The sequence below is a fragment of the Paenibacillus sp. MT124 genome (assembly GCF_058792755.1).
In genome coordinates, this window is record NZ_CM179500.1 from 567,648 (window position 1) to 583,451 (window position 15,804).

General features: G+C 49.9%; 10 protein-coding genes. 8 read left to right on the forward strand and 2 right to left on the reverse strand.

The window, feature by feature from the left end:
- Window positions 1–2: 2 nt before the first annotated feature.
- Window positions 3–1,637: a response regulator gene (locus tag AC3RCI_RS02755; RefSeq protein WP_492472353.1), complete on the reverse strand. Its 1,635-nt coding sequence runs from the start codon at window positions 1,635–1,637 to the stop codon at window positions 3–5.
- A 5-nt stretch (window positions 1,638–1,642) separates the two neighbouring features.
- Complete coding sequence (locus tag AC3RCI_RS02760) at window positions 1,643–3,472, reverse strand: cache domain-containing sensor histidine kinase (protein WP_336783704.1); 1,830 nt, start codon at window positions 3,470–3,472, stop codon at window positions 1,643–1,645.
- A 143-nt stretch (window positions 3,473–3,615) separates the two neighbouring features.
- On the opposite strand from AC3RCI_RS02760, the gene AC3RCI_RS02765 reads away from it, so the two are divergent.
- The 8 genes from AC3RCI_RS02765 (at window position 3,616) to AC3RCI_RS02800 (ending at window position 15,771) form a co-directional block, all read left to right on the forward strand.
- Complete coding sequence (locus AC3RCI_RS02765; protein ID WP_095361509.1) at window positions 3,616–4,497, forward strand: carbohydrate ABC transporter permease; 882 nt, start codon at window positions 3,616–3,618, stop codon at window positions 4,495–4,497.
- Window positions 4,498–5,334, forward strand: coding sequence for a carbohydrate ABC transporter permease (locus tag AC3RCI_RS02770; RefSeq protein WP_095291844.1), 837 nt, complete (start codon window positions 4,498–4,500; stop codon window positions 5,332–5,334).
- 613 nt (window positions 5,335–5,947) lie between these two features.
- The gene (locus tag AC3RCI_RS02775; RefSeq protein ID WP_492527479.1) at window positions 5,948–7,249 is read left to right on the forward strand and encodes an ABC transporter substrate-binding protein; all 1,302 of its coding nucleotides are present in this window, start codon (window positions 5,948–5,950) and stop codon (window positions 7,247–7,249) included.
- A 407-nt stretch (window positions 7,250–7,656) separates the two neighbouring features.
- A complete protein-coding gene (locus AC3RCI_RS02780) occupies window positions 7,657–8,277 on the forward strand; it encodes a TetR/AcrR family transcriptional regulator (RefSeq protein ID WP_492527480.1) in 621 nt (206 codons plus the stop codon).
- A gap of 60 nt (window positions 8,278–8,337) precedes the next feature.
- A complete protein-coding gene (locus tag AC3RCI_RS02785) occupies window positions 8,338–10,305 on the forward strand; it encodes an alpha/beta fold hydrolase (RefSeq protein WP_492527481.1) in 1,968 nt (655 codons plus the stop codon).
- Between the two features lie 117 nt (window positions 10,306–10,422).
- Window positions 10,423–11,370 carry an aminopeptidase gene (locus AC3RCI_RS02790; RefSeq protein ID WP_492527482.1) on the forward strand — a complete coding sequence of 316 codons (948 nt, stop codon included), beginning with the start codon at window positions 10,423–10,425 and terminating at the stop codon, window positions 11,368–11,370.
- Between the two features lie 527 nt (window positions 11,371–11,897).
- Window positions 11,898–12,341, forward strand: a complete 444-nt coding sequence (locus tag AC3RCI_RS02795) for a chemotaxis protein CheW (protein ID WP_336783700.1) — start codon at window positions 11,898–11,900, stop codon at window positions 12,339–12,341.
- Window positions 12,342–12,570: 229 nt separating this feature from the next.
- Entirely contained in the window at window positions 12,571–15,771 is a 3,201-nt protein-coding gene (locus tag AC3RCI_RS02800; RefSeq protein ID WP_336783699.1) for a DEAD/DEAH box helicase, read from the forward strand.
- Window positions 15,772–15,804 lie beyond the last annotated feature (33 nt).

The following is a 15,804-nucleotide window of genomic DNA, read 5'->3' on the forward strand; positions in this document are numbered from 1 at the left end:
GGCTAGGAATTCGCCTCCGTTAAGGTTTTACGGTATTCACCAGGTGAGATGCCCTCCATTTTTTTAAACACTTTGCTGAAGTACTTCTCGTCCTGGTATCCAACCATTTCCGAAATTTTGACGATCCGTAGTGAAGGATTCTGCAGGAGCAGTTTGGCATTGTTGATTCGCAGTTTCCCCAGATATTCGGACCAGTTCAAACCGAACTGCTGTTTGAATTTGCGAGATATATACTCTCGGCTGAGATAGAACCGTGCAGCGATCTGCTGCAGGGACAGATCCTCTTGATAATGGGCATCCGTGTAGCGCGCAATATCAGTCATCGGATCAGAATGGGTATTAGGGTGAAAAGTAAGAGCTTTCCCCGCTGCCAGCAGTCGCTGTTCCAGCAGAGACCGAAGCAGAGGCAAGGACAGCAGCCCTTCGGAGTCCAGTGGTAATTCTGCAAAGGGGATAGACTGTTCCTCTACTGCATCCTCATCGCTTGCTGGCGGAGAGTCTGCCGCATCATCAAGCCACCGCCCAAGGATCCATTCCATTTCTTCCATCCACTGATGAACCTGTTCGGCGGAGATGATCTGAAGCTGCGTTATGGGCTCGATCCACTCTGCCACAGCATGGGCTACACTGGAAGCACGCCCACTAATCGAGGCGAGCCGCATGGATTCTTCATAAGCATTTAAACGTAACCCTTTATTATTCCCTGAGGAAGTCTCTAGAGAATCGTGGAATCTTTGTGCGTTCTGGAGCGTATTACGCCTCCATAACCGGAGGCTGGCTTCCTGATAGGCAGCCGCAACACCGGAAGGATAGGATTCGCACGCGGAGACACCAAAGTGAAGCCGGCGCTGGATGGTTTGCTGCAATCCAGCGTTTATCTTCTCAAGCAAGGGGCCAAGAGCGGTACAGCTTCCCCAATGCAATAATACGATCTCATCAGGCTGATCCAAGTGGCGGAATGCTACGCCTTCCTCAGGTGTGGATAACATCTCGGCGCAAATATTCAGAACGGAGAATACAAGCAGATCGGGATGGCTGCGGTATTTGGCCAGACATTCTGCGTCCAGATGGGACAGGCTGGTGACAGCAATATTGCAATTTCCAGCCTTAACCGGGAGATTCAGCTCATCCCGCAGCCGCTGAATCTGAGCATGCCCATTGCCGCGTCCGGTGACAAGTTCTGTCAGCAGCCTGTCATGATAATGGGGACGCATGCGGTTGACCACAATGGACTGGCGTGCTGCCTGCAAACGGACGGCTTCTTCTTCCTGCCAGGCGTTCACGGCCTTGGATAGGGAGGCATTCAACTCATCCGCTTCTACGGGCTTGAGCAGATAATCCATGCCTCCGTAGCGAATCGCATGCCGGACAAGCTCAAAATCGTCATACCCACTGATAACCAGTACCTTGCTCTGCGGAGCGTGAACCGATATCCATTCCAGCAGGGCCATGCCATCCTGACCGGGCATGCGCATGTCACTAAGAACAATCTCCGGTTGGTGGGAAGAGATCGCTGCTGCGGCTTCATGACCGTCTGCGGCTTCAAGGAGGGTATCTATCCCCAGGTCATCCCAATGCCCAAGCAGCCGGATTGCGTCGCGGACGTGCTTTTCATCATCAACAATAAGTGCTTTCATGTTGTTCACTCCCCCGCGTAAATGTTGAGCTTAATTATGACACCGTTTGGTTCCAGGTTGCTGATCTCCAGCATAGCCGTATGCTCCGGCGGAGAGTTCAGTTGCAGCCTGCGCATCACATTCCGTAGGCCGATGGATTCCGATGGGTCGGAATCCTGAGCGGCAAATCCGGAAGAGGTGTGAATCAGACTTAGCCATCCCTGAATCTCGGACAACTTCTCCTCTGGTATGGGAGGTCCGTTATTCTCCAGTTGAATTTCAATCCAGTGGTCAGATGTCCTGCGACTGCTTATACGAATGAATCCTTTACCTGGCTGGACATCCGCCCCATGCTTGAAATAATTTTCAATCAATGGCTGCAGGGTCATTCTCGGCAGTTCGGTGCGTAATGTATCTTCGGCAAAATCAAGTTGTACCTCAAGGCGGTCGCCAAACCGCTCCTGTTGAAGTTCCAGATACAACCTTGCATGCTCGGCTTCCTCTCGCAAGGTGACACGAGTTTGGTCCCGCATGCTGTAACGCAGCATTTTGGAGAGGGAGGAGAGGAGCACGTACACCCGCTGCCCTTGATGCTGGAGGGCGAGTGTGCCTATGGATTGCAATGTATTGTATAGAAAATGTGGATGGATCTGCGCCTGTAATGCTTTGAGCTGGTTGGTTTTGTTGGCAATCTCCAGTCGGTATTCTCGCAAAATCAGGTTATTTACCGTATCCATCATATCCCGGAAATGACGTGCAAGTACTCCAATCTCATCCTGGCTCTTAAGCCGTATGTCCACATGCAGACGTCCCGCCTGAATCTGATTCATATAACGCATTAATTGCTTGAGTGGTCCGGTTATGCGGATCGAGATAAACAGGGTAGCCACGATAACGAGCAGAAGCGCAGCAATGGCAATCATGGCATTATTCCATGTCAGTGTGGTAGCCCTGGCATATAGCGTCTCATTCGGAATTTGTTTGATGATCGTCCAGTCGGCAAAGGTGCTGCCCATTTGTTGATAGACATACATGGAATGCTCTTGTTCAAAATGTCCTGCAGCGGTGCTGCTTGTTCCCGTTCCGGTCCGTGCTGCATCAAGCTCCCTGGATGCTTCCTGCCTTAATTGATCTGTTCCACTGATCTCAGAACGACCTTGGTATATGATCTGATTCTGACCATCCACGACATAGATTTGTTCCTTCTCCGGATCGTACAGCCTGCTGCAGATGGCCGCTATGGTATCCATGTTCAAGTCTATGGCGAGCACCCCCAGACGCTCGGTTGATGGAACATCCTTGATTACACGATGTAATGTAATTACTGTTCGTGCAGGATCATCGGCGGAAGCTGCCTTGAAGCCGTAAGTATGACTCATATGTGCTGATTCTACCCATATATCCGGGCTCTCACCACCTGTTTTTCCATGGAGGGTATCGGAATAGGCCTGTTTGCGTTCCTCCCGCTTTGGAAAAGGGCTCATAATTAAGGTAGATTGATTGGCTGCAAACGAGTGCAAATAGAGCTGGAACACATCCGGTACAGCTGAGCGAATGGTCTGCAGCGTTGTATACACCTCTGCTACAGCGCGATAATCGCCAGGTATTTTTGCCAGATTACGTAGGAAATTAGGGTCACTGTATACGGCAAGTGATGCTCGCGCCACATTATCCACATAGTTGTTGAGGTTGGTGGAAGCCTGATAGATGAGACGTTTGTTCTCGGCAACGGCCTGCTCGCGCAGGGCTGTTTTGGTCTGGATGAATGTCATGCTGATGGAAGCCAGCAGGGGAAGTGTGGTGGCTATGAGCATGAAAGCGATTAACTTGGTGCGAATGCTGTAGTATTTTGACATTGGGACACCCCTTCTGGTTGCAGGATAAGAGAGGACAATATTTTACACCCAACTGTTCACGAGGGTCAGTGTTTCCAACCGGAATATTGGGGTTTAATAGAAAAAGAGACCAATTCCATCCATCTATAGAAGGGGAGAACGATATGAAGCATCGCAAATCTTCGCAGCTGTTACAGCAGCTGGTGTTCGTGGGTCCCTCCATCGTGTTCTTTATTCTCATCATCGTGGTCCCTTTCCTGCTGGGAATGTATTACTCCTTTACAGATTGGAACGGGGTGTCAGAGAATATCAATTGGGTAGGGTTCGACAACTTTCTTCATATTTTTGCGAATGATCCCAAGTTCCAAACAGCGTTCTGGTTCACGGTACGTTTTACGGTGGTCGGTGTAGTATTAACCAATATCATCGGTTTTTTCCTGGCGTACTTCCTGACCAAACCGCTTAAGACGAGAAACATTCTGCGCACGATCTTTTTTATGCCTAACGTGATTGGTGGACTGTTGCTCGGCTTTATCTGGCAGTTCATATTTGTGAAAGGGTTTTCAGCAGTTGGCGACGTGACCGGCTGGTCCTTCTTCAACCTCCCTTGGCTGGGAGACGAGCCGACCGCCTTCTGGGGAATCGTCATTGTATTTGTCTGGCAGACCGCAGGGTATCTGATGGTCATCTACATCTCGTCCCTGACCAATGTGTCGCCGGATCTGCTGGAAGCCGCTGAAATTGATGGAGCAAGCCGCTGGCAGGTACTGCGGAGCATCATTCTACCGCTCATTATGCCTGGGGTAACGATCTGTCTGTTCCTGGCGATCTCCTGGTCATTCAAAATGTTTGATCTCAATCTGTCACTGACCAAAGGTGGACCGTTTGGATCAACGGAGTCCGTTGCACTCAACATTTACAACGAGGCATTCGTGAACAACCGTTACGGCATTGGTACGGCAAAAGCACTCATTTTCTTCGTGATCGTTGCGATCATTACGATGATTCAGGTCCGTCTGACGAAGAGCAAGGAGGTAGAGGCATAGATGGAAACGACAAAAAACTACCGCTTCAGTACGATCATAACCGAGATCATCATGGTACTGATTGGACTTCTGTTCCTGGTTCCGTTCTACTTCCTGTTTGTCAATTCGGTCAAAACATTTGGTGACCTGCTTACCAATTCGGCAGCATGGCCGGAAGTCTTCCAATGGGGCAACTATGCAAACGCCTGGGAGAAAATCAAATTCCCTTCGGCACTGATGAACTCGCTTATCGTTACAGTGGTCAGCAATCTGCTGCTTGTATTGATCAGCTCCATGGCTGCATACCGAATGGTTCGCAGTGATACCCGGTTCAACCGAATTCTGTTCGGCATGTTCATTGCCGCCATGGTGATTCCGTTTCAGTCTATCATGATTCCTCTCGTTACGGTAACCAGTAATCTTGGCCTGATCGACAGTCTGGGAGGATTAATTATCTGTTATCTCGGATTTGGTGCACCCATGTCGGTGTTCCTGTTCCACGGGTTCGTTAAATCGGTCCCGGTTGAGATTGAAGAAGCCGCCCGGGTGGATGGCAGCTCCGTATACGGGGTATTCTTCCGAATTGTCTTCCCGCTCATGAAGCCGATGTATGTCACGGTCATTATCCTGAACACCCTCTGGATCTGGAATGACTATCTGCTGCCATCCCTGATCTTGCAGAGTTCCAACCTGCGTACGATCCCGATTGCGACCTTTGCGCTGTTCGGTCAATATACGAAGCAATGGGATCTGGCACTGCCTGCCCTGGTGCTGGGCATCATGCCAATCATTATCTTCTTCCTGCTGATGCAGAAGTACATTATTCAGGGCATTACCGCTGGATCAGTTAAGGGGTAGGTGCGAGAGTAGGTTGCTCCGGGATCATGGAAAGTGCGAGGGATAAGGTCGCTGTCGGTTTCATGTACGCTTTCAATCGCTGTTGCTCCTCGGTAGCCTGATTGAATGGGGGGGGGAAGGAAGCCACCGAGTATCAAAGGCGAACGCTTCGCTTTTCCAGCGTATCATGATCCCTTTGCTCCCACCTCGCACGGAGGTGGGCATAAGGAGTCTTGCCCGCATAACCTGGGCCTGACTCCTGAATGGAAAGGGCCAAAAACTAAAAGATGTAAAGCTAGAATGAGTAAGGCCAAGAGGGGAACTTCCTTTTGGCAGAAAAAGAATGATTACTTTAGGGGCGAAATTCTAAACGAACCTAGCGCATCTTAAAAGGTGAGTAATCAGGGCATGCAAAGATTAACGAACCCCAGTAACGTTATTTAGATATCAACAAGCATCAGAACCCAAAAAAATCTCAAATAACGTCTCTATAATTCGTTAAACCGCAAACCTGAACAAACAAAGCCAGATAGTATGCGCTCAGTTCGTTAGACGCTGCCTGCGCCCATGTGCCTGAATCAAACCAACAAATTGGTAAACAGAAAACAGAAACTACTATAGGGAGAGTGTATGTATGAAAAGAATGACAAAGTTGACGTTGCTCATGCTGATTGCTTTTTCGGTAATGCTCGCAGGTTGTGGCAACGGGGACAAAAGCGGCAGTCCGGTCAATACGGATGCTCAAACGGGCGGAGGAGACACTGCTGCAGGGGACAAAACCATCAAAATCTTTCAATTCAAAGTCGAAATTGCGGAAGCGCTTAACCGCCTTAAGGCAGAATATGAATCCTCGCATCCAGGCATCAAGCTGGACATTCAGACGGTTGGTGGCGGCAGTGACTACGGTGCAGCACTGAAAGCCAAATTTGCCGCAGGCGAACAGCCGGACATTTTCAACGTTGGCGGATACCGCGAACTGGACACTTGGCTTGAATATCTGGAAGACCTGTCGGGTGAAGCTTGGGCCAAGGATGTGCTTGAAGTGGCCAAAGAGCCAATGACCAAAGACGGTAAGCTCTATGGACAGCCGCTGGCACTGGAAGGCTACGGATTCATTTATAACAAAGACCTTTTTGAAAAGGCAGGCATTACTGAAATTCCAACAACGCTGGAACAGTTGGATCAGGCAGCTCAGAAGCTTCAGGCAGCCGGCATTACACCGTTTTCGAACGGATATCAGGAGTGGTGGGTGCTTGGCAATCATAACGTAAACGTTGCATTTGCAAATCAGGCAGATCCGGTAAAATTCATTCAAGGCCTAAATGAAGGTACAGAGAAAATTCCGGGCAACCAAGTGTTCACAGATTGGATGAACCTGCTCGATTTAACGCTGAAATACAGCAACAAAAACCCACTTACTACCGACTACAATACACAGGTAACCCTGTTTGCAAGCGGAGAAGCAGCGATGATGCAGCAAGGGAACTGGACTCAAGTGCAGATTGATGGAATCAACCCCGACCTGAATCTCGGTATTCTGCCGATGCCAATTACGAATGAACCGAATGATAAATTGTTTGTAGGCGTACCTAACTATTGGGTTGTAAACAAAAACTCGCAAGTGAAGCCAGAAGCGAAGGAATTCCTGGAATGGCTCGTAACATCGGATATCGGGAAACAGTACATGACCAAAGAGTTCAAATTTATCCCGGCGTTCAGCTCCATTCAGGCCTCGGAAGAGGATTTGGGCGATCTGGCGACAGAGATCATGAAGTACAGTCAGGAAAACAAAACGTTAAGCTGGAACTTCAACCGCTTCCCGGAAGGTGTTCCACAGGAGTACGGCAGCACCATCCAGGCATATGTGGCAGGCAAATCGGATAAAGCCGGATTGCTTGATGCCTTGCAGCAAAACTGGGACAGTCTGAAAAAGTAAAAATTTCAGAATGACGTTTATACGTAAGTGGAGATAGGAGATGGACCAGTATCACTAAATGTTATCCACAGAAAACAATATCCACAGGCCATCTAATTCCGTTCGACAATCCACTACCATGACTCATTCAATAGGTCAGCCAGAATATCGTTCTGGTTGGCCTATTTTTTTATTTTGAGAACCATCCGGAAAGGATAAAATGGCTATCTGTATTTCGATTGTGGATAACAACAATGAATATAAATAGGTAAGCTAAAACTTTAGCCTAGTACTTGATACTATATGTGGATATCCTTTGTGCATAAGTGTCTACATATGGATGAGAGCTGTGTATAAGTCATGGCTCGTATCCTATTCTGCAAAAAGAAAGCTTGCAATGAAGTATTTAGTACTATATAGTTCTAAATATGACAAATCAAACATCAAGCTCAGGTTCTGCCAAACCGAGAAGTGCCAATCCGGTTAACCGGACCAAGGCGATTGAAGTGGCAGCGCAGTTATTTTTGCGTCAGGGATACAGCTATGTCAGCATGGATGAAGTTGTGCGGGCGAGCGGGGTGTCCAAGTCCAATATTTATTATCATTTTAAAAATAAGGAGGAACTGCTTCAGGCAGTGGTACAATACTGGATCGCCCAGTATGAGTCACAAGTCTATGTATTGCTCAGTCAGAGGGAAAGAAGCGTCGAAGAGCGCGTTAACTCGTTTATAGCCACGTTATCGGCAGGCATTGAAGGGCGCAATTTCGAAGGCAGCTGTCCTTTTATAACGCTCTATATGCAGACACCCGCTAGTGCCCCCGACGTGAAGGCCAGTATCTCCCGATTCTTCCGGGAATTGCAGCCCATGATCGAGAAGCTGTTTCAGCAGGGGGTGGACAGTGGAGAATTCCGTGAAGGCATGGATGCAGGGGCGGTTTCTTCGCTGTTTGTCGCCGCACTGGAAGGATCTCTGGTTCTGGCTGAGACCGCGCGGGATACCGGGATTATAGAACAAACGGCACGTACATTTTGTCAGATGCTTCGTTAAGCGAAGCTCTTTTTTTGGATTAAATTAGTACCATTTAGTTCTAATTAGGAGGGAAGAATAATGAACGTAAATTCTACATACTTAAAAACAACTGACCAGATGCTTACCCATAAGGTGGACTCAATGGCTGCATCCATTATTTTTATGACAGGTAGCACCGGATTTATTGGTAAGGAGGCAGTGAAGCAGCTGGTCGATGAAAATCTGCAATTGCTGCTGCTTGTCCGTTCAGAATCCAAAGCCAGGCAAGGCCTGACTTCATACGGAATATCGGATTTCAGCAGAATTACGTTTGTACAAGGAGATTTATCGGTGGAGGGACTTGGTCTTACTGCAGCAGATCGTAGGCGCGTGCTGGAAGCAGACGTCATTATTCATGCTGGAGGAACGATGGATGTCACCCTGGGGCGTAAAGTGGCGGAACAGATATTCATGAATGGAGCGCGAGAGGTTGCCGGGCTGGCTGAAGAGATTCAGCAGATAAGAGGTCTGAGGCATTTCATTCACGTCGTTGGATTCATGAGTCCCTATGGCCTGCGTAATGAGAAAGGTGAAGACATCCCCACTGGCAAGGTGGCCCCGAATGAAAGTGCATATGAAGAAATGAAGTTCCACGCCGATCTGTACCTTCGTGAGCATGCTGTAAAGAATCAGTATCCATTGTCCGTTGTAAACCCAAGCACAGTCGTTGGACCGCGCCCCACAGGTGAGACTGAGCAAACAGGCGGTATCGGGCTGCTCATCCAGGCGATGCAAAAAAGACTTATGCCCGTTGTACCCGGAGGTTCGTCTTATTGGTTACCGCTAGTGGAGAATGATGTGGTGGGGCGGACTCTGGTCTTCCTGGCCAAAGAGGCGGTCCCAACAGGCGGGACCTATCCACTTCTGGCACGCAAGGAAGCCAGTCCCAATATGAAGGAACTTCTTCATCTTCTTGCGAAGCAGCTGGACGTGCCGAAGCCCAAATGGGCTGTACCCCTATCCTGGATGCAATTCGCAATGAGATCAGGAGGGGCGCGGATCAGCGGTGTCCCTGTGGAATCCGTTTCCTTTATTACAGACAGAATATGGCATGTGGAAGAGACGGAAGATTTATTTAAACGCATGGGTCAAACATGGCCCGATATCCGGGAGCAGCTTCCATCGGTTACGGCGGATCTGGATTATCGCCTGAGCCTTCAACCTTACGAAAATCTCTCTTCCGGTTGGACTCGAACCCGGATAGGAAACCTGGCAGCGCTAGGCTGGGAGGGCGAAGGTGAACCGTGGCTGATCGTGCATGGAATGCTGAATTGCGCGGATGAAATGCTTCCTTTGGGAGAAGAGCTCCATCAGCTGACTGGAAACCCGGTTTGGCTTGTCGACCTGGCAGGGTTCGGACGTTCCGCTGTACATCAAGGGGAGGAGGCCTTTGACGGCCAGGTGGATGAACTGGTTACGGCCATTGGCAAGTTTGAAGGTCCGATGAAGCTGGTAGGCCATTCCATAGGTGCAGCGATTGCATCTGCGGCGATGCAGCGCAGCGGACGAATGGATATCCGTCTTGGCTTGCTTCAGCCTGTCGCTCACAATACGAATCCAAACATGCTGCGGTGGATCTCCCGCTTGCCCAGAGGAATAATACGTACCCTCCTCAGCCGAAGGTCGGAAAAAAGCTGGCGGCACATGTTAAATCCATACAGCACTCAAGCTGAAGGAAGCATTACGGCATCTGCACTGGCTGAAAGAATCAGGTCCAGTCTGCAGTCCCCCCGAATCGCGGGAGCACATGCTGACTTGCTACGATGGATTTACTCCGGCAAAATAAAAAGCAGCACCTCCACGTTTGGAGGGAGCACGTGGAATCGGGCAGACATCGCCAATAGTACATTGGTGGTATGGGCTGGAGAAGATACGGACTATCATTACCCTGAGGAGTTGAATCCACAGTGTAAACGAATCGATGTCCCTTATGGACACTACTTTCCGGTCTTTCAATACCAGGAAACGGCTGCAATTCTCGTCAAATGGGCGGATTCGAAACATTGATTTTAAATTTCAGTCCGAGGTGGGAATGTGCAGGATTCCCCTACAGATTGCCCAAAGGCTTCATTTAAGCGTCTAGAACTATAAAGGGTTTTACCAATGACAGGAGAGATTAGTGAAATGAATCAGCAGCGTGTGGAAATTAGTAAAAATGTATTAACCGAATGTCTGGGTCTGCGTGAGGGAGAAAATCTCGTGGTTGTGGCAGATGATGCCAAAAGGGAACTCGCAGAATCCATTTATGAAGCGGGGAAAGCACTTGGAGCGGAATCTGTGCTGATGATTATGGCGGAACGCAGCAGATCCGGGGAAGAACCGCCTGCACCAATTGCACAAGCCATGATCCAAGCCGATGTAGCCGTATGTGTGACAAGATACTCCTTAACCCATACACAGGCTCGGAAACAGGCCGCTGCATCAGGTACACGTGTCGCAACCATGCCTGGCATGACAGAGGATATGTTCATGAATGGTGCCATTACAGCCGAATATCCGCAGGTGAAGGCACTGACCGAGAAGGTCACTGCTTTATTAACTGGGGGAAGCCAGGTCCGGATCGAAAAGGAAGGGCACAGTCTGTCCTTCTCCATCAAGGATCGAAGCGGAGTACCCAGCACAGGGATGTATTTGAACCCTGGTGAATCGGGCAATTTGCCTTCAGGGGAGGCCTACATTGCACCGATTGAAGGAATAGGTGAAGGCAGCATTGTCGTAGATGGATCTGTTGCGGGAATTGGAGCACTTCGTGAACCGATGACTTTGAAGGTAGAAAAAGGCCGGCTGGTCTCGGCTGAGGGTCCGGATGGACAGCAGCTGCTGACGATGCTGGGTGATGAGGATGGCCGTTATCTCGGCGAATTTGGTATTGGCACCAACAATAAGGCGCGAATTACGGGAGTCGTTCTGGAAGATGAGAAGGTGTATGGAACGATCCACGTTGCCTTTGGCAGTAACAACACCTTCGGAGGCACGATTGCGGCAGGAGTGCATATCGATGCAGTAGTGCAGAAGCCTGATGTCTATATTGATGACAGGTTGATTATGAGACAAGGCGAACTGGTTAATTAATCAGAGATAAAGACTGCTGCAATCCACAGTGTGTCCACAATGATGCATAAATGAAGTAGATGTTTAAGGTTTTACGTGAGATTTACAAACAAGTACACAACATGTCCACATCAAATTGTTGTATATCCACATACTTATGCCCATTTATCCACAAACTGTGTGCAATATGTGCACAACTTATCCACAAACGGGGTATAACTTGATCATTTTGGCGTGAATTTCACTCTCTTCAGCCGATATGTATAGTTATCCACAGTGTCACGTGCAAAAAAGACCAGAGATTTGGCATATAGCCAATCTCTGGTCTTTTTGATGTAGTTTACATTCGTTAGTTTACATCGATCTTATTTATCTTTCGTATTGAAACGACTGACTGGGCACTATTTTTCATGGCAAGTAGGGGCTTGATTGTTTAAAGAGCAAAGAAATAGGCGAGAGCCGCCAAAATCAGTGAAGCTCTAAATATTTCGTGGAAAATAGCCGATACACCAAGTAACCTTTAAAAGTGAGAGGGTATGGGGACAACTATGAATGAGGAAGCTCAAGTTCAATACATTAATTTTACAGTTGGAGATCAGTTTTTCGCGCTTCGCATTGAGGAAGTACATGAGATTATCAGAATGATTCCCGTGACAACGGTTCCGTTCGGCAGTCCGGAGATCAGAGGCTTTGGCTCTTTGTACGGCAAGGTGGTTTCCGTCGTTAGTCTGCGGGTTCTGCTGGGTATGCCGGATAAAGAAGACGATGCTTCTACGCGTATTATTGTCGTGCCGTATAAAGGTGGATATGTGCCTCTAATTGTGGATACGGTGGATTCTGTGGTGACCTACGATCGGTTTGAAGAACCTGCAGAAGAGCATAAGCGTTTCATGACAGGTGTATTCAAAGAGATTGGACATGCCCCGGATCATACAGCGGGAATTTTGAACCTGGCAGTATTGTTGGGCCTGCTGACAAGCTTAGGTGAATAAATCGTTTGGTGTCATTAACTAGCAGGTGAAGACCTGCACAAAATCTTAATGTTCCTAATCCCATGGAGGGGAGAAGGAACATTTTTTTATGCGAATTGAAGTGATCAGGAGCGTATCAGTAGCGTATCAAGAGATGAATAAAGCAATTTTTGTGCGTAAAGGTTTTTAAATCCGGGCATTTTCGTATATGATGGAGAGTAACAATGCGAAGGGATGACGGGAGACTGTAATGATGCAATCGCTGTATGGAGTATGGCTTGGTGACGTATTTTTTTGTTTTTCCGGTGAAACATCGGAGCCGCGTGTGGATGCGTGGACCCACGTGGTAAGGAGACTGAATTTTGGCGACGGAGGTCGTCTGTTTCAGCCTGCCGCTCTTCGCCTTGCGGAGCTGCGCTGGCCCAATCCGATGCGTAATGCTGCGGAAGCCAAGAGTACGAAGCGGCGCCAATTGCTTGGACGGACGCTGGAAGGGCTTGCGATCTCGCCCAAAGATACATTTAAACTGCTGCTTCATTGGGATGACAGCATATTGAAGGCCGCAGGGATTCAGGCAGGTGAGGAGATAGGCTACTGGATAAAAGCAGCACAGTTCACACAGGAGCTGCTGCTGCGCGGAGAGATTGCTCCTTCTGCCGAATTTGCTGCCAAGACTGGGGCGCGGCGACGGACGGGACAAGAAACGCTGACAGGGGTATGGCGACCTCGTCTGTCTCAGGAAGCGGATGTGGAACGTTTCCGCGAACTGGCGGAAGCCATGCCGCCAATCGGTTTGTCTGCACCTGGTGCGTACGCTTCCTCCGAGCCGGAATCCCGGGAGGAGGCAGGTGCTGCTGTCCTGTTTTCATTCATGAGCGGCATGATTCATGCTGTCGTGACAGGAGAACTGGAAGGGATGGACAGTGACTTGTCAAGATACCGCACCCCGTTTCGGCGCGGATCTTCTCCTGCAGCCGAACTGTGGTGGAACAGCCTGATCTCGATGTTCCGTCCCGTGACTGTACAGGGGCCAACGGAGGAAATGGCAGAGCTGATCGAGACATTGCGAGAAGCAGGGGGCACAGGGATGCCGGTAATCGGCAGTGAGGAAACTGCCCCTGCTGAAGGGGAACTGAAGCTGGTGCTTCGGCTTGAACCGCCTCTTGGCGAGCATGAAACGTTGTGGGGCATCACCTTTTGGGCAGATAGTGCACAGGAGGCTGGGCTGAGATTGCCTGCACGAACCATTTGGGCTCATCCGGATCGAGACCTGGATCGGGGAAAGGTGCGCTACGTATCTGCAGCAGAGCAGCTGCTCATGGCCCTCGGTTATGCCAGTGAGCTGGCACCTGAACTGGAGATAGCCCTGCTTCAACCCCGTCCGGAAGGGATAAAATTGGAGCAGCAGTCCTTTTTTGAGTTTTTAACTCATGCGGTACCGCGTCTACAGAAGGCAGGAATAACCGTACTTATGCCATCCCGCTGGAGTCGTGCGGGTCGGCGTAGAGCCGGGCTGCGTTTACAGATGCTCAATCGTGGCACGGAACGGGCGCCTGGCGCTCCGAATGCACTGGGGATGGAACAACTGGTTGCCTTCAAGGCGGAACCGATGCTGGACGGCAAACCTGTTACAGCGGAGGAGCTTGCTGCGTTAGCAGAAGCTTCGGTACCTTATGTGATGTTCCGCGGCGAATGGATCGAAGTCGACACGAAGGAAATTCGCCAGGTTCTGCGTTATATGAAAAAAGAAGAAGAACAATACATGCCTTTATCCGAATGGCTTCATCTGGCTGCAGAGGAAGGCGAGGATGCAGCCTGGAAGGGATTATCCGTCTTTGGTGCAGAGTCCCAAGGCCTGCTCTCCTTCCTGCTGGACGGACAGGTGCTTCGCAGTATCGAACCGCGGCAAGTGCCCGCGGAGCTGCATGGGGAACTCCGGCCATATCAGGAGCGCGGCTATCAATGGTTGTCTGCGATGCGTGAGCTTGGCTTCGGAGTTTGCCTCGCGGATGATATGGGTCTCGGGAAGACGATTCAGGTGATCACGTGCCTGCTCGACTTGAAACATGAGGAACAGCAGGCAGCGGTGGAAGAAGCACGTGAAAATGAAATGTATGGTTCAGGTGATCCATCGGAGTCTGGCGAGATTGTACCTGCAGAGGCAGTCAACTTGCCAGCACTCATCGTCTGTCCCACCTCTCTGCTTGGCAACTGGCAGCGTGAGCTCAAACGATTCGCGCCAAATCTGTCTCTGTACATCCATCATGGGGGACAGCGGCTTCATGGCAGTGCGTTTCAGGCCGAGGCACAGGCACATGATATCGTGCTGACGACCTATCATTTGGCTGGCCGGGACGGACCTGACCTTGCATCATTGCACTGGTCAACCGTGGTCCTTGATGAAGCGCAGTATATCAAAAACTATCGTACCAAGCAGGCACAGAGTGTGATGCGCTTATCGGCGCCTCACCGGATTGCGATGACTGGTACACCGGTCGAAAACCGTTTGAGTGAGCTGTGGTCCATTTTCCAATTCCTCAATCCTGGATATCTTGGAACGGCTTCATCGTTCCGCCAGCGATACACCGGAATGGGGACATCCGAAGAAAACAGCACGTCCCTGCGGGAGCTTCACCGGCTTGTTTCGCCGTTCATGCTGCGCAGGCTCAAAAGTGATCCGGACATCCGCAAGGATCTGCCGGAGAAGCTGGAGCTGAAATCATACTGCTCACTTACACCGGAGCAGACGATTCTGTATCAACGTGTGGTGGATGACCTAATGGGTGGACTGGATGGCAGAAACGGCATTGCCCGCAAAGGGATTGTATTATCGTCGCTCACCAAACTGAAGCAAATCTGCGACCATCCGGTACTGGCAGACAGCAGCCGCAAGGATCATGCAAAAGTCGAGGCATCCGGTAAAATGGAACGCTTGCTGGAATTGGTTGATGCGATCCGTGACAACGGAGAATCGGCACTCATTTTCACTCAATATGTGGCAATGGGCGAGCTGTTGGTATCGCGCCTGACGCAGCGTTATGAGGAAGAACCGTATTTCCTGCACGGCGGCGTGTCCAAGGCGCAGAGGGACGAGATGGTGGAGACATTCCAAAAGGGCGAGGGCCCATCACTATTCGTTCTATCCCTCCGGGCTGGTGGGGTAGGTCTGAATCTGACGCGTGCCAGCCATGTCATCCACTATGATCGCTGGTGGAATCCCGCGGTGGAGAATCAGGCAACGGACCGGGTGTTCCGAATTGGTCAGAATCGCAACGTGCAGGTTCACAAATTGATCTGCCAGGGTACGCTGGAGGAACGCATAGATGAGTTAATCGAGAGCAAGAAGGCACTTTCCGAACAGGTGGTTGGTTCCGGGGAGAACTGGCTGACCGAAATGTCGGATGATGAATTGCGCGGACTGATCTCGCTACAGGGTGAGACGTGGTTATAAGCTTGACAAGTATATTGGTGGGCGATCATATGA